The organism is Oceanisphaera litoralis, from assembly GCF_016907015.1.
Classification (GTDB): Bacteria; Pseudomonadota; Gammaproteobacteria; order Enterobacterales; family Aeromonadaceae; genus Oceanimonas; species Oceanimonas litoralis.
This window is the reverse complement of the sequence record NZ_JAFBBE010000008.1, coordinates 1-20,923: the sequence shown is the minus strand read 5'-3', so window position 1 is coordinate 20,923 and position 20,923 is coordinate 1. Positions and strand designations below refer to the sequence as shown.

At 57.5% G+C, this 20,923-nt stretch carries 11 protein-coding genes; 9 read left to right on the top strand and 2 right to left on the bottom strand.

Translation table 11 applies throughout. From position 1 onward, the window contains the following. The first annotated feature begins 394 nt into the window (after window positions 1–394). The 6 genes from pdhR (at window position 395) to norR (ending at window position 11,625) form a co-directional block, all read left to right on the top strand. Window positions 395–1,156, top strand: coding sequence for a pyruvate dehydrogenase complex transcriptional repressor PdhR (pdhR, locus tag HNR62_RS06475; RefSeq protein ID WP_204795283.1), 762 nt, complete (start codon window positions 395–397; stop codon window positions 1,154–1,156). Between the two features lie 61 nt (window positions 1,157–1,217). After that, complete coding sequence (gene aceE, locus HNR62_RS06470) at window positions 1,218–3,878, top strand: pyruvate dehydrogenase (acetyl-transferring), homodimeric type (protein WP_204795282.1); 2,661 nt, start codon at window positions 1,218–1,220, stop codon at window positions 3,876–3,878. A gap of 10 nt (window positions 3,879–3,888) precedes the next feature. Then, on the top strand, window positions 3,889–5,781 hold the full coding sequence (aceF, locus tag HNR62_RS06465) for a pyruvate dehydrogenase complex dihydrolipoyllysine-residue acetyltransferase (protein ID WP_204795281.1): 1,893 nt from the start codon (window positions 3,889–3,891) through the stop codon (window positions 5,779–5,781). A gap of 163 nt (window positions 5,782–5,944) precedes the next feature. Continuing rightward, window positions 5,945–7,375, top strand: a complete 1,431-nt coding sequence (gene lpdA / locus HNR62_RS06460) for a dihydrolipoyl dehydrogenase (RefSeq protein WP_204795280.1) — start codon at window positions 5,945–5,947, stop codon at window positions 7,373–7,375. A gap of 341 nt (window positions 7,376–7,716) precedes the next feature. Next, complete coding sequence (locus HNR62_RS06455) at window positions 7,717–9,957, top strand: patatin-like phospholipase family protein (RefSeq protein ID WP_204795279.1); 2,241 nt, start codon at window positions 7,717–7,719, stop codon at window positions 9,955–9,957. 117 nt (window positions 9,958–10,074) lie between these two features. Next, entirely contained in the window at window positions 10,075–11,625 is a 1,551-nt protein-coding gene (norR, locus tag HNR62_RS06450) for a nitric oxide reductase transcriptional regulator NorR (protein ID WP_204795278.1), read from the top strand. A gap of 115 nt (window positions 11,626–11,740) precedes the next feature. On the opposite strand, the gene norW is transcribed toward norR, so the two are convergent. Both norW and norV read right to left on the bottom strand, forming a co-directional pair. Continuing rightward, on the bottom strand, window positions 11,741–12,886 hold the full coding sequence (norW, locus tag HNR62_RS06445; RefSeq protein ID WP_204795277.1) for an NADH:flavorubredoxin reductase NorW: 1,146 nt from the start codon (window positions 12,884–12,886) through the stop codon (window positions 11,741–11,743). Next, window positions 12,886–14,379, bottom strand: a complete 1,494-nt coding sequence (gene norV, locus HNR62_RS06440) for an anaerobic nitric oxide reductase flavorubredoxin (RefSeq protein ID WP_204795276.1) — start codon at window positions 14,377–14,379, stop codon at window positions 12,886–12,888. Before norV ends, norW begins: the two co-directional genes overlap by 1 nt. Window positions 14,380–14,980: 601 nt before the next feature. On the opposite strand from norV, the gene acnB reads away from it, so the two are divergent. The 3 genes from acnB to HNR62_RS06425 all read left to right on the top strand — a co-directional run. Beyond that, window positions 14,981–17,578 carry a bifunctional aconitate hydratase 2/2-methylisocitrate dehydratase gene (gene acnB / locus HNR62_RS06435; RefSeq protein WP_204795275.1) on the top strand — a complete coding sequence of 866 codons (2,598 nt, stop codon included), beginning with the start codon at window positions 14,981–14,983 and terminating at the stop codon, window positions 17,576–17,578. Between the two features lie 242 nt (window positions 17,579–17,820). Further along, on the top strand, window positions 17,821–20,046 hold the full coding sequence (locus tag HNR62_RS06430) for a TonB-dependent siderophore receptor (RefSeq protein WP_204795274.1): 2,226 nt from the start codon (window positions 17,821–17,823) through the stop codon (window positions 20,044–20,046). A 363-nt stretch (window positions 20,047–20,409) separates the two neighbouring features. After that, window positions 20,410–20,923, top strand: a 514-nt coding sequence (locus tag HNR62_RS06425; RefSeq protein WP_204795273.1) for an IS110 family RNA-guided transposase, incomplete at its 3' end; no start/stop codon positions are given.

The following is a 20,923-nucleotide window of genomic DNA, read 5'->3' as shown; positions in this document are numbered from 1 at the left end:
GAGTCCTCATGCTTTCCCTCACTCCTCACTCCTCACCCCTCACTCCTCACTCCTCACTCCTCACTTCTCACTTCTCACTTCTCACTTCTCACTTCTCACTTCTCACTTCTCACTTCTCACTTCTCACTTCTCACTTCTCACTTCTCACTTCTCACTCCTCACTCCTCACTCCTCACTCCTCACTCCCAATTCCTCCCTCTTTTTTTTGGTCTGACCAATCAAATTGACTGGCGTTTTGCCGGCTTTGGTCTACGTTAAGGGGTTTGCTGTTTTTCGCTGGTTGTTTTGCCATCCTTTGTGCGCAATCAGGATGAATTCATTGGACATTTTATCTCCGCTCTGATACCTTTTTTTAACAGTGTTAATTGGTCTTACCAATCGTGAAACGGACCCGATGACATACCAGCGTATCAAACAGCCGAAACTCGCCGACACCATCGCCGCCAAAATAGAGCAGATGATAGTGGAAGGCAGCCTGCAGCCCGGACAGCGTTTGTTGCCCGAGCGGGAGCTTGCCGAGCAGTTCGCGGTGTCGCGCCCCTCGGTGCGAGAGGCCATTCAAAAGCTGGAGGCGCGTGGCCTGGTGTCCCGGCGCCAGGGCGGCGGCACCTATGTGCAGAACGCCCTGACCAAGGGCCTGGCCGATCCCCTGTTTCAGCTGCTGGCCGAACACCCCGAATCCCAATACGATCTGCTGGAGTTTCGCCACACCATGGAAGGTATTTCCGCCTTTTATGCCGCCATGCGTGGCAACGAAGCCGACTTCGATAGCATTCGTGAGGCCCAGCAGGCCATAGTGCAGGCTCAGGAGCAGGGCGATCTGCCGGGTGAAGCCAAGGCGGCCGCCGATTTTTATATCGCGGTGGCGGCGGCGGCCCACAACGTGGTGCTGCTGCACCTGTTGCGGGCCATTCAGCCGATGCTGGAAACCAGCATATTGCGCAACATCAAAATTCTTAACCGGCGCGCCGGTATGGTGGAGAAGATTCGCGTTCATCGCGCCAATCTGATCCAGAGCATACTGTCTCGCGAGCCGGAACAGGCCCGGGATGCTTGTCACGAGCACCTGGCCTTTATTGAAGAAACCCTGCTCGATATTCAGCGTGAAGAAAGCCGCATTCAGCGTTCTTTGCGCCGGACCCGTCAGCAGGAATAATGATGCCTTCGGCAACGACGAAACCCATGGGCAGGTGCCCCAAACGAGATAGGAAACAGCCATGTCTGATATCCTGAACAATGATGTGGATTCAATAGAAACTCAAGAGTGGTTGGATGCTCTCGAGTCGTTGATCCGTCAAGAAGGACCCGAGCGCGCCCAGTATATTTATGAGCGTCTCACCACCAAAGCCATCAAGTCCGGGGTGGCTGTGGCCAGAAATGCCCACGCAGACTACGTCAACAGCATCAAGTCTGAAGACGAGCCCGAATACCCGGGTAACTGGGATCTGGAGCGTCGTATCCGCGCCATTATCCGCTGGAACTCGGTGATGATAGTACTGCGTGGCTCCAAGAAAGATCTGGATCTGGGTGGACACATGTCTTCCTTCTCTTCCAGTGCCACCATGTACGAAGTGGCGTTCAACCATTTCTATCGCGCCCGTAACGAAAAAGACGGCGGCGATCTGGTGTTCTTCCAGGGCCATATCTCGCCCGGCATCTATGCCCGCGCCTTTGCCGAAGGTCGTCTGACCGCCGCCCAGCTGGACATGTTCCGTCAGGAAGTAGACGGCAAGGGTATTCCGTCCTACCCGCATCCCAAGCTGATGCCCGATTTCTGGCAGTTCCCGACCGTCTCCATGGGTCTGGGTCCGATCAACGCCATCTATCAGGCACGTTTCCTCAAGTACCTGACCAACCGTGGCCTGAAAGACTGCTCCGAGCAGCGCGTATACGCCTATCTGGGCGACGGCGAGATGGACGAGCCGGAATCCAAGGGTGCCATCACCATTGCCGCGCGCGAGAAGCTGGACAACCTGTGCTTCGTCATCAACTGTAACCTGCAGCGTCTGGACGGTCCCGTTATCGGTAACGGCAAGATCATCGACGAGCTGGACGGTATCTTCAACGGTGCCGGCTGGAACGTGGTCAAGGTGATCTGGGGTCGTCGCTGGGACGAGCTGATCGCCAAGGACAAGAGCGGCAAGCTGGTTCAGCTGATGAACGAAACCGTTGACGGTGACTACCAGACCTTCAAGTCCAAAGACGGCGCCTATGTGCGCGAGCACTTCTTCGGCAAATATCCCGAGACCGCCGAGCTGGTCAAGGACATGTCCGACGAAGAAATCTTCGCCCTCAACCGGGGTGGTCACGATCCGGCCAAGATGTTCGCCGCCTACAAGAATGCCGCCGATACCAAGGGCAAGCCGACCGTTATTCTGGCCAAGACCATCAAGGGTTACGGCATGGGTGACGCGGCCGAAGGCAAGAACATTGCCCACCAGGTCAAGAAGATGGACATGTCTTCGATCAAGCACTTCCGCGATCGCTTCAACATCGAAGTGAGCGACGAAGAGCTGCCGAACCTGCCCTACATCGAGATTAAGGAAGGCACGCGCGAGCACGAATATCTGCATGCCCGTCGCCAGGCGCTGAAAGGCTATGTGCCGACTCGCCTGGAGCAGACCACCGACAAGCTGCAGATCCCCGCGCTGGCCGAGTTCCAGCCGTTGCTGGAAGAGCAGAAGCGTGAAGTGTCCACCACCATGGCCTTCGTGCGCGCCCTGAACATCATGCTCAAGAACAAGTCCATCGGTGAGCGCATAGTACCGATTCTGGCCGATGAAGCCCGTACCTTCGGTATGGAAGGTCTGTTCCGCCAGATTGGTATCTACAGCCCCAGCGGTCAGCAATATACTCCGCAAGACCGCGAGCAGGTGGCCTACTACAAGGAAGACATCAAGGGTCAGGTACTGCAGGAAGGTATCAACGAGCTGGGTGCCACTTCGTCCTGGCTGGCCGCCGCCACCTCCTACAGCACCAACGACTTCCCGATGATTCCGTTCTACATCTACTACTCGATGTTCGGTTTCCAGCGGGTGGGTGACTTGTGCTGGTTGGCCGGTGACCAACAGGCTCGCGGCTTCATGATCGGCGGTACGTCCGGACGTACCACCCTGAACGGTGAAGGTCTGCAGCACGAGGATGGTCACAGCCACATTCAGGCCAACGTGATCCCCAACTGCATCAGCTACGATCCGACCTATATGTACGAAGTGGCGGTTATCGTACAGGACGGTCTGCGTCGCATGTACGGCGACAAGCCGGAAAACATCTACTACTACATCACCACCCTGAACGAGAACTACCATCAGCCTGCCATGCCGGAAGGTGCCGAGGAAGGCATCCGCAAGGGTATCTACAAGCTGGATACCGTGGCCGGCGACAAAGGTCAGGTTCAGCTGATGGGCTCGGGTACCATTCTGAACGACGTGCGTGAAGCGGCCCGGATCCTGTCCGAAGAGTACGGCATCGGCTCCGACGTGTTCAGCGTGCCTTCGTTCAACGAACTGACCCGTGACGGTCAGGACTGTGAGCGCTGGAACATGCTGCACCCGACGGCCGAGCCGCGCGTGCCTTACATTGCCCAGGTCATGGGTGAAGCGCCCGCCATTGCCGCCACCGACTACATGAAGAACTATGCCGATCAGGTTCGTGCCTTCATGCCGTCCGCCAGCTACAAGGTACTGGGTACCGATGGTTTCGGCCGCTCCGACAGCCGTGAAAACCTGCGTCGTCATTTCGAAGTCAACAAGCACTATGTGGTGATTGCCGCCCTGACCGAACTGGCCAAGCAAGGCACCGTAGACAAGCAGCTTGTGGCTGACGCCATCATCAAATACGGCATTGACGCCGACAAAATCAACCCGCTGTACGCATAAGGGGTAATACATGTCTAAAGATATTCTGGTGCCGGATATCGGCGCAGATGAGGTTGAAGTAACCGAGATCCTGGTGGCCGTCGGCGACAAGGTCGAGGAAGAGCAGTCCATCCTCGCCGTGGAAGGTGACAAGGCCTCCATGGAAGTCCCTGCCCCCGCCGCCGGCGTGGTCAAGGAAATCAAAATTGCCGTGGGCGACAAGGTCAACACCGGCTCGCTGGTCATGGTATTCGAAGCAGAGGGCGGCGCCGCCGCCCCGGCCGAGGCTGCTCCTGCTGCCTCTGCCCCGGCAGCGGCCCCTGCGGCCGCGTCGGCCCTGAAAGAAGTACAGGTGCCGGACATCGGCGGTGATGAGGTGGAAGTCACCGAAATCGCCGTGGCCGTGGGTGACACCGTCACCGAAGAGCAGACCCTGCTCACCGTGGAAGGCGACAAGGCCTCGATGGAAGTGCCTGCGCCCTTCGGCGGCAAGGTAGCCGAAATCAAGATTGCCGTGGGCGACAAGGTCAACACCGGCTCGCTGATCATGGTCTTCGAAGTGGCCGGTGAGGCGGCTCCGGCAGCCCCTGCGGCGTCAGCCCCGGCAGCAGCACCTGCCGCTCCCGCTGCGGCCGCCGCCAAAGACGTTAACGTGCCCGACATCGGTGGTGACGAAGTGGAAGTCACCGAGGTGATGGTCGCGGTCGGCGACAAGGTGGAAGCCGAGCAGTCCATCCTCACCGTTGAAGGCGACAAGGCCTCCATGGAAGTGCCTGCGCCCTTCGCCGGCGTGGTGAAGGAAATCAAGATCGCCACCGGTGACAAGGTGTCTACCGGCTCTCTGGTGATGGTGTTTGAAGTGGCGGGTGCCGCGCCGGCTCCGGCCCCTGCTGCCCCTGCTGCTGCTCCGGCTGCCAAGGCCGACGCAGCCAAAGCCGCGCCTGCCGCCGCCCCGGCCGCTGCGCCTGCTGCCAAGGCCGAGTTCGTTGAGAACAACGCCTATGTGCACGCCACCCCTGTGGTGCGTCGTCTGGCCCGGGAATTCGGTGTCGACCTGTCCAAGGTGTCCGCTACCGGTCCCAAGAGCCGCATCCTGAAGGAAGACGTGCAGACCTACGTCAAGGGCATCATCAAGCAGGTTGCCGCGCAACCCGCCGGTGTCGCCGTTGCCGGCGGCGGCATGGCCGTGCTGGCCTGGCCCAAGGTCGATTTCGCCAAGTTCGGTGAAGTCGAAGAAGTGGCCATGACGCGGATTCAGAAGATCTCCGGTCCCAACCTGCACCGCAACTGGGTGAAAATCCCCCATGTGACCCAGTTTGACGAAACCGACATCACCGAGCTGGAAGCCTTCCGCAAGCAAGAAAACGCCATTGCCGACAAGCAGAAGCTGGGTTACAAGATCTCCCCGCTGATCTTCATTATGAAGGCCGCTGCCAAGGCGCTGGAAGCCTATCCCAAGTTCTGCTCTTCCCTGTCACAAGACGAGCAGTCTTTGATCATGAAGAAGTACGTGCATATCGGTGTGGCGGTGGATACCCCCAACGGTCTGGTGGTTCCCGTGGTCCGCGATGTGAACAAGAAAGGCATTCGCGAGCTGGCGCTGGAGCTGGGCGAAATCTCCAAGAAGGCCCGGGCCGGCAAGCTGACTGCTGCCGACATGCAGGGTGGCTGTTTCACCATCTCGTCTCTGGGCGGTATCGGTGGCACCCAGTTCACGCCTATCGTGAATGCGCCGGAAGTGGCCATTCTGGGTGTGTCCAAGTCCAGCATCAAGCCGGTGTGGAACGGCAAGGAGTTCGAACCCCGGCTGATGCAGCCGCTGGCTCTCTCCTACGACCACAGGGTGATCGACGGCGCCGACGGTGCTCGTTTCATCACCATGATGAGTGGTGTCTTGAGCGACCTTCGTCGTTTAGCCCTTTAATGTGACAAGGCAGGCATTCGCCTGCCTTTTTACTTTCTTTTCTATAACAGAGCAGTAAACTTTGGCCCGTTTAACCTGTAGTGGTCATATCGAGTCCGGGCTTTTCAGCGGTCCTTGTTCGATCATTGCTTGAACGGAGCTAATAATCATAATAGAGGTCACCATGAGTCAAGAAGTCAAAGCTCAGGTTGTGGTATTGGGCGCGGGCCCTGCCGGCTATTCTGCCGCTTTCCGTGCTGCCGATCTGGGTCTGGAAACCGTAATCGTTGAGCGTTACTCAACCCTGGGCGGCGTTTGTCTGAACGTTGGCTGTATTCCTTCCAAGGCGTTGCTGCACATCGCCAAGGTCATCGAAGAATCCAAGATGATGGCCAGCCATGGCGTGACGTTTGGCGAGCCCAAGATCGATCTGGACCAGGTTCGCGCACATAAAGAAAAAGTGATCGGTCAGCTGACCCAGGGTCTGGGTGGCATGGCCAAGATGCGCAAGGTCAAGGTCGTGAACGGCCTGGCCAAGTTCACCGGTGCCAACACCATGGTGGTGGAAGGCGAGGGTGGCAACACCACCATCAACTTCGACAACGCCATCATCGCCGCCGGCTCTCGTCCTATCAAGCTGCCGTTCATTCCGCATGAAGACCCCCGCATCTGGGACTCTACCGACGCGCTGGAACTGAAAGAAGTGCCCGAGAAGCTGCTGGTCATGGGCGGCGGTATCATCGGCCTGGAAATGGGAACCGTCTATTACTCACTGGGTTCCAAGATTGACGTGGTCGAAATGTTTGACCAGGTTATTCCGGCCGCCGACAAGGATCTTATCAAGATCTATACCAGGCAGGTGAAGAACAAGTTCAACCTGATGCTGGAAACCAAGGTGACCGCCGTTGATGCCAAAGATGACGGCATTCATGTGACCATGGAAGACAAGAAAGGCGAGAGCAAGACCTTCGTTTACGATGCGGTGCTGGTGGCCATTGGTCGCAGCCCGAACGGCAAGTCGCTGGATGCCGAAAAAGCCGGTGTCAACGTGGACGAGCGTGGCTTCATCAAGGTCGACAAGCAGCTGCGTACCAATGTGCAGCACATCTATGCGATCGGCGACATCGTCGGTCAGCCGATGCTGGCCCACAAGGGGGTGCACGAAGGCCACGTGGCGGCCGAAGTCATCGCCGGCATGAAGCACTACTTCGATCCCAAGGTGATTCCGTCCATCGCCTATACCGAGCCGGAAGTTGCCTGGGTGGGTGTCACCGAGAAAGAAGCGAAGGAACAAGGCCTGAACTATGAAGTGGCCAGCTTCCCCTGGGCGGCTTCCGGTCGCGCCATCGCCTCCGACTCCTCCTACGGCATGACCAAGATGATTTTCGACAAAGACACTCATCGTGTTCTGGGCGGTGCCACCATAGGTACCAACGCCGGCGAGCTGCTGGGTGAAATCGGTCTGGCCATCGAAATGGGTGCCGACGCCGAAGATATCGCGCTGACCATTCACGCTCACCCGACGCTGCACGAGTCCGTGGGCATGGCGGCCGAAGTATTCGAAGGCTCCATCACCGATATGCCAAACGCCAAGGCCAGGAAGAAAAAGAAGTAAGCTTCTCTCTTGTTGGTTAATGAAACGCCCGGCCCACGCCCGGGCGTTTTTGTTGGTGGGTTTGCGCCAACTGACGTGGTGCCTGCAGGTAGAACCATGTGTTCAGGCCGTCATCCTGACGAAAGTCAGGATCTTTCTGCGGATGGCAGTGTACTTCAGCAAAGAGCAAAGACTGTGCTCCATGCCATGGACTCCGGGGCAAGCCCGGAGTGACAATACACTGAACCTGGAGCGGGTTCAGCATGCCGATACCTGTCTTCACCGGTGTTACCTGATCTCCCCATTTTCGGCCTGACAGCCTACAATGCGAACATCATTTTCCCTGCCACCGCCGAACCGCCATGCGCCCTTCTCTTTTTCTGCTGACCCTGTTGCTGTCTCTGCCGGCCCATGCAGAACGCCCGAAAATCGCCCTGGTATTGAGCGGCGGCGGTGCCAAGGGGGCGGCTCATGTGGGTGTGATCCGGGTGCTGGAACAGCACCGTATTCCGGTGGATATCGTCACCGGCACCAGCATGGGGGCCTATGTGGCCGGCATGTATGCCCTGGGGCTGGATGCCACCGAGCTGGAGCGGCAATTGCTGGCGCTTGACTGGAATCAGGGTTATCAGGACAAGGTGGGGCGGGACCAGCTGTCGCTCCGGCGCAAGCGCCAGAACGACGAGTTTTTGCTGCGTACCGATATCGGCATCGACGAGCACTGGCGGCTGAGCCTGCCCGATGGCTTCTTTCAGGGCCAGGCCATGGGCGCGCTGCTGCGAAAGAGCACCCTCAACCTGCCGGGACTGGACAGCTTCGACGACTTGCCCATCCCGTTCCGCGCCGTGGCCACTAACATGGAAACCGTGACCCCAGTGGTATTGAAAGAGGGGAACCTGGCGACGGCGATGCAGGCTTCCATGTCGGTGCCCGGGGTCTTGCAGCCGGTGGAAATCGACGAGCATTTGCTGGCCGATGGCGGCGTGGTCAACAACATGCCGGTGGACGTGGCGCGTTCGCTGGGCGCCGATATCATTATCGCGGTGGATATCGGCGATGCCATGCTGTCCCGGCAACAACTGGATGGCGCCCTGGCCATGATCAGCCAGCTCACCAACTATTTGACCCGTTCCAGCACCGAACGCCAGATTGCCCTGATGTCGGCGGATGACATTCTGATCACCCCGGCCATCGAGGGCATCGGCGTCGGCGATTTCGCGCTGATGCCCGAGGCCATCCGTCGGGGAGAAGCGGCGGCGCTTGCCTTGCTGCCCCGGTTGCAGGGGCTGGCGCTGAGCGAAGCGGATTATTACGCCTACCAGTCCGACAAGCTCGACCGACGGGCGAAGTTGCAACGCGCCGACGCCGTCTATCTTGACCGGATCGAAGTCGTCAATCGCTCCAGGCTCAGCGATAAGGTGGTGCGCGATGTGCTGGGGGTGGTGCCGGGCCGGTTCCATCAGACGAAGGATCTGGAAGACGGGGTGCGCCGGCTCTACGCCCTGGATGCCTTCGAACGGGTCAGTTATCGCATCGAAGAAGAGGAGGGCGAGCAGCTGCTGAGGGTGCAGACCAGCGAAAAGGGCTGGGGGCCGGGCTTTGTCGATCTGAAGTTTGCGCTGGAAGACGACTTCTCCAATCGCTCCAATTATGAAATCGGTGCCCAGTTCCGGCGCACCAATGTCAACATGCTGGGTGGCGAATGGCTGCTGGAGACCACCTTCGGCAGCAACAAGCGGCTGGCGTCCGAGATCTATACCCCGATAGTGACCGACTACGATGCGTTCTGGAAATTGCGTGGTGAGTATGAACAGCGGCGCCGCAATTTCTTCTTCGAGCCTGACGAACCTCAGGCCGAGCTGTTCCGGCCACTGACCAACCTGGAGTTCGATTATACGACCTGGCGCCTGAACACAGAGCTGGGCTACAACCTGCGCCCCTGGAGCGAGCTGGCGTTCGGCGTGCAGGGGCTGCTGGGAGACATAGAGGCGCGCAATATCGACAGGCGGCTGAAAGTCGACTCGGTCGGCCCCTATCTGCGCTTCGGTTACGACACCCTGGATAACGTCTTTTTCCCCACCCGCGGCGCCGCGGTGGAAATACAGCTGGGTTACTATCGCAACGGCCTGGAAGTCGACGGCGGCAGAGAGCGCATCACAGGCCTGGATTACGAGCTGGAATTACTCAGGCCCTATCGGCGTGACCGCCATACCTTTATCGGCAAGCTGGCCCTGGGGGGCTCCAGTGCCGAACAGGAAGTGCCGGTGTTTGCCCGCAGCCTGGGCGGCCTGTTCAATCTGTCCGGTTATCAGCGCGATCAGCTCAACGGACGCTACAGCGGCTTTGGCGGCCTGCTTTATCACTACCGCTGGTTTGACAACGATTTTGGTGCCTTCCGCTCGCCGGTCTATCTGGGGGGCTCGCTCGAACGGGGCGGGGTCTGGAATACCGGCGCCGAGGTCAGTTGGGAGTCGGCATTGATGGCAGCCAGTGTTTTCATCGGTGTGGACACCAACTGGGGTCCCTTGTATCTGGCTTATGGCCAGGGCGAAGGAGATAAAAGCAGTGTTTATCTGTATTTCGGCAACCTGTTCAGTTTCTGATGTTAGGGTCAACAGCCCCTAATCTACCGTGCTGCATTTTATTGTTGTAATGACAAAACATATTTTGTTTTTATGATAATGTTTTGCGGGTGATACAGGCAGAGACTGGGGGAAGGTATGGTGGGGCAACTCGGAAAAGAGTGGGTACAGGTTGCCCAGGATATTACGTCGGGCATTTCTGCCCAGGACAGGTTCGACAGGTTGTTGCTGACCATTCGGGATACGCTGAACTGCGATGCGTCAGCCCTGCTGCAGTTTCGCGATCAGCAGTTTGTTCCGCTGGCCATCAATGGCCTGAGCAAGGATGTGATGGGGCGGCGCTTTGCTGTGGAGCAGCACCCCAGGCTGGAGGCCATTGCTCGGGCTGGGGATATTGTCCGCTTTCCCTCCGACAGTGATCTGCCTGATCCCTACGATGGACTGATCCTCGACCACGACGCTGAATTAAAGGTGCATTCCTGTATTGGCCTGCCACTTTTTCAGGAAGATCGCTTGATTGGGGCCGTGACGATTGACTCTTTTGAACCCACCCAGTTTGAGCACTTTAAGAATGCTGATTTAAGGGTCATCAGCGCCCTGGCGGCCAGCAGCCTGAATACTGCCCTGCTGATGGAAAAGCTGGAACATGTTGTCAGCATAGGAGCCCCGGAGCGCGCAGACCGGCTCACGCAGACTGCAGAGATCATAGGTCAGTCATCGGCCATGCTCGACCTGAAACGCCATATTGTCGCGGTGGCCGATACGGATCTCTCCGTGCTGATCATGGGAGAGACCGGGGTCGGCAAGGAGCTGGTTGCCAATGCGATTCATGCTCAGTCCGGTCGTAGCGAGGCCCCCATGGTGTACCTGAACTGTGCCGCACTGCCCGACTCTGTGGCGGAGAGCGAGCTGTTCGGTCACGTAAAAGGCTCATTTACCGGTGCCATCAGCAATCGGAAAGGCAAGTTTGAGCTGGCCGACAACGGCACCCTGTTTCTGGATGAAATCGGCGAGCTGTCGTTGTCGTTGCAGGCGAAATTATTACGGGCATTACAGTATGGGGATATTCAGCGCGTTGGTGATGATCGGAATATCAAGGTCAATGTACGTATTGTTGCCGCGACCAACCGGGTAATGCATGAAGAAGTGGCCAGGGGAGCTTTTCGTGCCGATCTTTACCACCGTCTGAGCGTGTTTCCGCTGTTTGTCCCGCCCCTCAGAGACAGGGAAAAAGATGTTATTCTACTCGCCGGCTTTTGCGCGGAGCGTTGCGCCCAAAAGCTGGGAGTCAACAGTATCAGTCTGGATCCACGCACGCTGGCGCTGCTCCAGGATTACAGCTGGCCGGGCAATGTGCGTGAGCTTGAGCACGCAATAAACCGGGCATCCGTTATTGCCAGGGCAAGCAACCCCAAAGAACAGTTGTTATTGCTGCCTTCGCATTTTAGCCTCTCCAGGTTCACGCCCGCCGATGTATCTCAAACCTTTACCCCGGAAGCGACGGCTGCTGAACCGGATTTGTCCGCCTACCGGACTCTCGGCCTGAAGGAAGCGGTGGAACAGTTCCAGATCCAGCTGATTCAGACGACTTTCCTTGCAATGGATAACAAGCTCAGCGCAACGGCCAAGCAACTTCAGCTCAACCCGGGAAACCTGCACAGGTTAATGAAAAGGCTGGGTCTTAAATAACGAGCAGATCCAGATGGAAATTAATTCCGGCCCGCGGCCGGATAACGTCAGGCAGACCCACCGAATGCCTGACCATGCTAACTGGCCGGGGGAGCTGTATCAGCAAGGGGGTTGATTACCCGGATACGGTCTGCAATTCCCTGAACAGCGGAAATGCCTGGTTCAGGTTGTTTTGCGTGACCACAAACCCGGTCATTCGCTGCCTGTGGTCATAGGCTTTGGCAATGACCCCGTGCTCGCTGATATCCACCTGCCAGCTGGATTCGGGATCATAGTGTCCGCCCAGTTGTATCGGGTAGCTCGGTGTTTTCACTTTTACCATCATGGCGGGAATATTAAGCGCAGCGTTATCCGATAACAGGGTGCTTGCCAGCGTGTTCGCGCTGAGGAGGATGGGCTGAAGAAACGACATCACCTTGCCTTCAATCTCTGCGCAATCCCCGATGGCATAGATATCTTCGATGGAGGTTTTCAGCTGCTGGTCAACCACAATGCCGCGATTGACCTCAATGCCGGCCTGTTTGGCCAGCCCGGTATTTGGCACCAGGCCGGCGGCAGAAATGACGCAGTCGGCTTCACAGCGCATGCCTTTGTGTGATGTCACCACCAGGTTGTTTTCGTTTCTGTCAATCGCGGTCACGTAGTCCAGACATTCAATCTGGACACCATCACTGCGCAGCTGCTTTTCCAGGGCCGTCGCGACAAAGTCGGGCATCAGTGCTGTCATCAGGTGAGCGCCCGGATCCAGAATTCTGATCTTCTTGCCGCTGGCAGCGAGATCCATGGCCAGCTCGGTACCTATAAGACCACCCCCCATAATCAGAATATGCTGTGAGTCTGCAATACGCTGTTGTGCGCTTCGGTATTCCTGCAGGCTGTTGAGTGTGAGCACCTCGGATACCGCATTGCCGCTGAGTTTTGGCACAAAGGTTTTCGCCCCCGTTGCAATAACCAGCCTGGCATAAGGGTAACTGGTGCCATTAACCTTAATGCAGCGGGCCTGTGCGTTGATTTCATCAACCCGCGTATTGGCATACAGCTCAATCTGATGCCGGGCTGCAAACATCTTGCCTGTCATGGAAACAAGATCATCGGCGCCTTGTTGCTTGGTGAACACATGGCTCAGATCGGGTTTGTTGTATTCATCACCATTATCGGCAGTAAACAGCTGGATGGGCATATCACTGCCTTTACGGCGCAGGGTTTTAACCAGTTGGTAAGCGGCAAAGCCGCTACCAATAATAATCAGAGGAGCATTCATCAAGCGACCTCCTCACTCACTTTGCTGTGGGTAACAAAAACATCCTTGCCAAGGTTGCACTCCGGGCAGAGGAAGTAATCCGGTACCTCATTCCATGTTGTGCCTGGCTCAACGCCCTGATTGGGTTCGCCGGTGGCAGGGTCATAAATCCAGTTACAGACAGTGCAGATCATGCACTGGCAATCTTCCGGGTGTGCGCTCTTGTTATGGGATGCCGGCTTGGCTATCGGAGTCGCTGCGGGTGTGTTTTCCGTTGGTGCGACCGAGCCCGGTTTGATGCCATCTGTTGTTTTATCATGCAATGCCCACTGCCTGGCAATGTGCCGGCCATGCTCACGACATTCGAGCATGGCTTTGCCGTCCGGGCGCCATTTGGTTTTCAGGCTGACTGCGGTTTCAAAGCCTGCATCGGTCAGGCGGGCGTGAATACGATCCACGGCGCCACCGTTCCAGCCGTAGCTGCCAAAAGCAGCGGCCTTTTTGTTTTTGAATCTCAGGCCGGTGATCTCTTCCAGCATGCCGGCAATCTTGGGCATCATCACATTGTTCATGGTAGAGGAGCCGACGAAGATTCCCTTGGAACGGAACACATTGGTAAGGATCTCGTTCTTGTCGTGTTTTGAGACATTAAATACTTTTACCGCGACTTTAGGGTCAACATCGTTAATCCCCTGGGCTATCGCATCAGCCATCATGCGGGTGTTGTTCGACATGGAGTCGTAGAAAATGGTAATCCGGTCTTCCTGATAATTGTCTGCCCACTCCAGATACTGATGCACTATCTGGGTCGGGTTATCACGCCATACAATACCGTGTGAGGTGGCTATCATATCGACTGGAAGGTTGAAGCTGAGCACTTCTTTTATCTTTGCCGTTACCAGGCTGCTGAATGGAGTCAGGATGTTGGAGTAGTAACGCAGACACTGGTCCATCAGTTCATTCTGATCCACTTCATCATTAAACAGACGCTCATCACAATAATGCTGACCAAAGGCATCGTTACTGAACAAGACAGCATCACCGGTCAGGTAGGTCATCATACTGTCTGGCCAGTGCAGCATAGGTGCTTCGACAAAGATCAGCTGCTTGCCATTACCAATATCGACACTGTCACCGGTTTTAACAATTTTGAAGTTCCATTCGGGATGGTGATGATGACCCACAATGGAGTCAATCGCCGCCTCAGTACAATAGATGGGCGTGCCGGGAATTTTTTCCATCAGGGCAGACAGGGCGCCGGAGTGATCTTCTTCGGCGTGGTTGATCACCACAAAGTCGATGTCATTCAGAGCAATCTCCATCTCCAGATTCTGCAGAAACTGGTAGCTGAAGCGGTGGTCAACGGTATCAATCAGGACGGTTTTCTCTTCACGGATCAGATAGCTGTTGTAGCTGGTTCCCCTGGTCATTTTATATTCTGTGCCATGAAAATCCTGCACTTCCCAGTCACGCTGCCCTACCCAGTGAATATTGTTTTTTACATGGATGCTCATGATGTTTTCCTTTTATTGCAAAACCAAGTGAAGTTGTTGCCTTACATAGAGCACGCACCGTGCCACCTTTGTAAAATTTTGATTTTAAAGGGTTTTAGTTAAGGCTTGTCAGTGGTTTTGTCATTTTGATAGTTGTTTTTCTTTTGTGTAAATGACAATCTTTGTCTATTTGACAAGGCTTTTGGTCCGGGCTGATGAGGGTAAATCACAGTGCCCGCTGGCTGGCGATTCAGGGCCGTAACCGGGCACAGCTCCAGACACGCAGTGCAGTGTGTTTGTCGGCGTCGATACCCACTGGAGACCCTTATGGAGAGGGGGGGGGAGGGAAAATCAGTTTTTATCTCTATTTTGGCAATCTGTTCCGTTTATGATGTTAATGACTTGTTTTTAATTTGACGGAGTTCGAATAAGTCGATAATTTTTTTAAACAAAACATCGGCTTAGTCTCGTATTCGATCAAAGGGCAGAGGGGCTCGATTTTAATTTACGGTTAAAACTTATATACTGCTGCGGCATCCGCAAGGGACTAGCCCCCCGTAAGGACGCGCCCAACAAGGATATTTCCGCCCTAGGTGGCGAATGATAATAAGAGGATACAGTCGTGCTTGAAGCCTATCGTAAACACGTCGAAGAACGTGCCGCCGAGGGAGTGGTTGCCAAACCCCTCGACGCAGAGCAAGTTGCCGCCCTGGTTGAATTACTCAAGAATCCCCCCGCCGGCGAAGAATCCTTCCTTTATGAATTACTGTCCAACCGTATCCCCCCGGGTGTTGATGAAGCCGCTTATGTAAAAGCCGGTTTTCTGGCGGCCGTGGCCAAGGGTGAAGTCAGCTCCCCCGTGGTGTCGGCCGAGCAGGCCACCCAGCTGCTGGGCACCATGCAGGGCGGTTACAACATAGCGCCGCTGGTCGAGCTGCTGGACGTCGACGCCCTGGCGCCGATCGCCGCCACGGCCCTGAGCCACACCCTGCTGATGTTCGATGCCTTCCACGATGTGGACGAAAAAGCCAAGGCCGGCAATGCCTTCGCCAAACAGGTGATGCAGTCCTGGGCCGAGGCCGAATGGTTCCTCGAGCGCGCGCCCCTGGCCGACAAGATCACCATGACGGTGTTCAAGGTGCCCGGCGAAACCAACACCGATGACCTGTCTCCGGCCCAAGACGCCTGGTCCCGCCCGGACATCCCGTTGCATGCCCAGGCCATGCTGAAGAACGCCCGTCCCGGTATCGAGCCGGACGAAGAAGGCGTGATTGGCCCCATCAAGGCCATCGAAGCCCTGAAGGAAAAAGGCTTCCCGCTGGTCTATGTGGGTGACGTGGTCGGTACCGGCTCCAGCCGCAAGTCCGCCACCAACTCGGTGCTGTGGCACATGGGCGACGACATTCCTTTCGTGCCCAACAAGCGCGCCGGCGGCATCTGCATCGGCAGCAAGATAGCGCCCATCTTCTTCAACACCATGGAAGACGCCGGTGCCCTGCCCATCGAATGCGATGTCACCAGGCTGAACACCGGTGACGTGATCGACATCTATCCCTATGAAGGCAAGATCTGCCGTCAGGGTACCGACGAGGTGGTCAGCACCTTCAAACTGAAGACCGAGGTGCTGCTGGACGAAGTTCGCGCCGGCGGCCGTATTCCGCTGATCATCGGTCGTGGCCTGACCGACAAGGCTCGCGAAGCGCTGGGTCTGGATGCCTCAACCGTGTTCAAGCGTGCGGCTGCCGTGGTCGCCTCCAGCAAGGGCTTTACCCTGGCCCAGAAGATGGTGGGCAAGGCCTGCGGCGTGAAAGGCGTGCGCCCCAACCAGTACTGCGAGCCCAAAATGACCACGGTCGGCTCTCAGGACACCACGGGCCCCATGACCCGGGACGAGCTGAAAGATCTGGCCTGTCTGGGTTTCTCCGCCGACCTGACCATGCAGTCGTTCTGTCATACCGCCGCCTATCCCAAGCCGATAGACGTGACCACCCACCACACGCTGCCGGACTTCATCATGAACCGGGGCGGCGTCTCGCTGCGTCCGGGCGACGGTGTTATCCACTCCTGGCTGAACCGCATGCTGCTGCCCGATACCGTGGGTACCGGCGGTGACTCCCACACCCGTTTCCCCATCGGTATTTCCTTCCCGGCGGGCTCCGGTCTGGTGGCCTTTGCCGCCGCCACCGGCGTCATGCCGCTGGACATGCCGGAATCGGTACTGGTGCGCTTCAAGGGCGAAATGCAGCCCGGTATTACCCTGCGCGATCTGGTGCATGCCATCCCTTACTACGGCATTCAGAACGGTCTGCTGACCGTGGCCAAGGAAGGCAAGATCAACGAGTTCTCCGGCCGTGTCGTGGAAATCGAAGGTCTGCCCCAGCTGAAAGTCGAGCAGGCGTTCGAACTGGCCGACGCCACCGCCGAGCGCTCTGCCGCCGGTTGTACCATCAAGCTGGACAAGGAGCCGGTGGCCGAGTACCTCAACTCCAACATAGTGATGCTGAAGTGGATGATGGCCGAAGGCTACGGCGATCCGCGCACCCTGGAGCGTCGCATCAAGGGCATGGAAGAATGGCTGGCCAATCCCGAGCTGATGGAAGCCGATGCGGATGCCGAGTACGCCCATGTGCTGGAAATCGACATGAGCGAGATCAAGGAGCCCATTCTGTGCGCGCCCAACGATCCCGACGATGCCCGTCTGCTGTCCGAGGTGACCGGCGAGCAGATCGATGAGGTCTTCATCGGTTCCTGCATGACCAACATCGGCCACTTCCGTGCCGCCGGCAAGCTGCTCGACAAGTACAAGGGCCAGCTGCCGACCCGTCTGTGGGTGGCACCGCCCACCAAGATGGACAAGGATCAGCTGACCGCCGAAGGCTATTACGGCATCTTCGGCCGGGTCGGCGCCCGCATCGAAATTCCGGGCTGCTCCCTGTGCATGGGTAACCAGGCACGGGTAGGGGACAACACCACTGTGGTGTCTACCTCCACCCGTAACTTCCCCAACCGTCTGGGCAAGGGTGCGAATGTGTACCTGGCGTCCGCCGAGCTGGCTGCCGTGGCCGCCATTCACGGCAAGCTGCCCACGGTCGAGGAATATCAGGCTTACGCCAGGGAGCTGAACGCCACCGCGGCCGACACCTATCGTTACCTGAACTTCGACGAGCTGGACAGCTACGTGGAAAAAGCCGATACGGTGATCTTCCAGCAGGCTATCTAAGCCGCTAAAGCAGCTATGTAAGCAACTACGTAAAGCAGCTACATAAAGTAACGACGTAAAGCAACTGCCAGCAACTACGTGAACGTCAAAGCCAGCCTTCGGGCTGGCTTTTCTGTTATTGGCCTTTTTATTAATCAGTTGCACTCAAGAAATGATAAATATGTTGATCTGAATACTGAGCTAAATGAGAATGACTCGCCTTTACGTTCATTATCATTTCATTCAGCCTGCAAGGAGCTACTGTGCAAACCTTTATCCAGTCTTCCCCCCTCCCACCGCGAAAAATGATGGCGTCTGCCGTCGGTCTGACGATGGCGTCACTGGCCATCTCCGGCCAGGTTCAATCCGCCCAGAGCCAATCCGTCCAGAGCCAGGCGCAACAAGTGACCCTGCTCGACACCATTACCGTGCAGGATGTGAGGGAGCAGGGCTATCGGGCTGAAGAATCGGCCTCATCCAAGTACGTGAAGCCCTTGCTGGATACCCCGCAAACCGTAACCGTGGTGCCGGAAGAAGTGATAAAAGAGCAGCAGGCGCTGAGCCTGAGACAGGTGCTGTCCAACGTGTCGGGCATTACCTTCGATGCGGGCGAGGGCGGCGGTGGCTCCGGCGACAAGATCAACATTCGCGGTTTCAGTGCCAACGCCAACATGCAGATCGACGGCCTGCGCGACAGCAGCCAGAACAACCGTACCGATACCTTCAACATCGAGCAGGTGGAAGTATTGAAAGGCCCCAACTCGGTGTTTGGCGGCGCCGGCACCACGGGGGGCGCCATCAACCAGATAAGCAAGGCGCCCAAACAGCGAGACTTCGCCGACATCGGCGCCAGTCTGGGAACCGATAATTATCGCCGTCTGACCCTGGATGCCAACAAGACGCTGGATGACGTAGGCATAGACAGTGCCGCCCGCATCAACCTGATGGTTCACGAAAATAATGTGCCAGGTCGTAACGACGTCGACCGTGAGCGCTTCGGTATCGCCCCCTCGGTGACCATAGGCCTGAGCGAACAAACCCGGGCCACCCTGAGCTACTTCCATCAGCAGGACGACAACCTGCCCGACTACGGCCTGCCGGCCCGGGACGGCAAGGTACTGCCCGGTGTCGGTCGGGAAAACTACTATGGCTGGCGCAACCTGGACGAAGAAAAGATTCAGTCCGATGCCATTACCCTCAAGCTTGAGCACGAGCTGAGCGACGGCACGCGCATCGAAAACCAGACCCGTTACAGCCGGGTAGACAGAGATACCACCATTTCTGCCGCCCATGTCAATACCGACGGGCGGCCCGAAGGCCGTTATACCCCGGCCGGCCCGCAGGCTTATCGCCGTGATGCCCAGACCGAGATGTGGATTAACCAGACCGGGCTGGCGTTCGAGTTTGACACCGGCGCCTTCAGGCACGATATGCTGGTAGGCGGCGAGATCGCCCGGGAAAGCCATGATCTGACTTCGTCCAACCTGGGGCTGGACTTTACCGGTATCGATTATGATCTCTACCATCCGCCCGGTTACTGGAACGGCCCCACAAGCCATACACCGCTGCCGGACCGCAGCACCAAGGCCGAGTTGAACACCCGCGCCCTGTATGCCTTTGACACCATTACCCTGGCCCCGCAGTGGGATTTGAGCCTGGGCCTGCGCCACGACTGGATCTCCGGCGAGGCCACCAACCAGGGCAGCGGCGAGACCATTTCGAGCAGCGATCAGATGTTCAGCGGCCGCGCCGGCGTGGTGTTCAAGCCTGCAGACAACGGCCGACTCTACCTGGCCTACGGCACTTCCTTCAATCCCTCGGCCGAGGCGCTGGCCACCTCCGGCAGTCTTTCTGGTGAAAACCTCGAGCCCGAGAAAAACAAGACCTGGGAGCTGGGCACCAAGTGGGAACTGCTGGACGGCCGCCTGGGGCTGGACGGCGCCCTGTTCCGGGTCGACAAGACCAACGCCCGGGAAACCAACGAGCTGACCGAAGAGCTGGAGCTGGCCGGCGAGCAGCGAGTGCAGGGCGTGGAGCTGGGCCTGACCGGCGAACTGACCGACCAGTGGAAGGTGTTTGCCAACTATACCTTCCTCGACAGTGAAACCCTTAAGTCGGTCGCCGCGGCACAAGACGGCGGCCGCGACCCCGAGGGCCAGCCGCTGGGCAATACGCCGCGCAACAGCGCCAACCTGTGGACCACCTATGAGGTGCTGCCGGGGGTGGAGCTGGGCTACGGCGCCCGCTACGTGGGCTCCCGTTATGTGGCGTCCGACGTGGATGCCAAGATCGACAGCTACTGGGTGCATAACGCCATGGCCTCCTACCGGGTCACCGACGCCTTCAGCCTGCAGCTGAACATCAACAACCTGTTTGACGAGGAGTACGTGGAGCGGGTGCGTGGCCGCCCCGGCCTGGACAACCGCAGCTCGGCGGTGGAGCTGGGCGACGGCCGCTCTGCCGTGCTGTCCGCCAACTACCGGTTCTGATGAAAAACATCTGGTTTGGCGAAAGTGTCGCCTGTAGTGCCGGGTAACGTCGGACAAAGGGCCAGATCCCCCGACACGCCGTGAACCCATCCCTGGGGGCTCCACCGCGCCATCCTTGGCGCAGAGGGTCGGCGGAGCTACGCCCTTTATCCTCCCTTAATCCAGGGAGTCACCTGTTGGTGTCTACAGATAACTCGGTGCGCGAGAAGAGGCAACAGAGAACGACTCCCACGACCGTGACATGCCATGGATGGCATGTCCGAGCTTACAGGGATGATGAGATGGACACCTCTTGTGTCACCGGCGTCGCGATGCGCCATATTTGGGTTACCCACTCAAATATCATCACAAAAGGTGTCCACTATGAACATTACGCTGATTGGTATCGATTTGGCAAAAAATGTGTTTCAGGTTTGTGGCGTCAATCAAGCCGGCAAGGCGATCTTTAACCGCCAGGTTCGCCGCGCAGAATTACTGCCGTTGCTGGCTCAGTACCCATCGGTCCCCATTGCGATGGAAGCCTGCAGCGGCTCCAATTACTGGGGCAGAACCTTGCAGAGCCTGGGTTATACGGTGATGTTGCTGCCACCCCAGCATGTGAAACCCTTCGTCAAGGGCAACAAGAATGACCGCAACGATGCTTTCGCCATCTGTGAAGCGGCACGGCGACCGCATATCACCGTGGTCACGCCCAGAACCCTGGAGCAGACGGACATGAATCTGGTCCATCGTATCCGCGAACGGCGCGTGGAAGAACGTACCCGACTGATTTGTCAGCTGCGCGGCCTGCTGAATGAGTACGGTATCGTACAGCCTCGCGGCAAGGATGCGTTTCAGGCAGCCATGCCTGATATTCTGGAGGAGGCTGACAACGAAC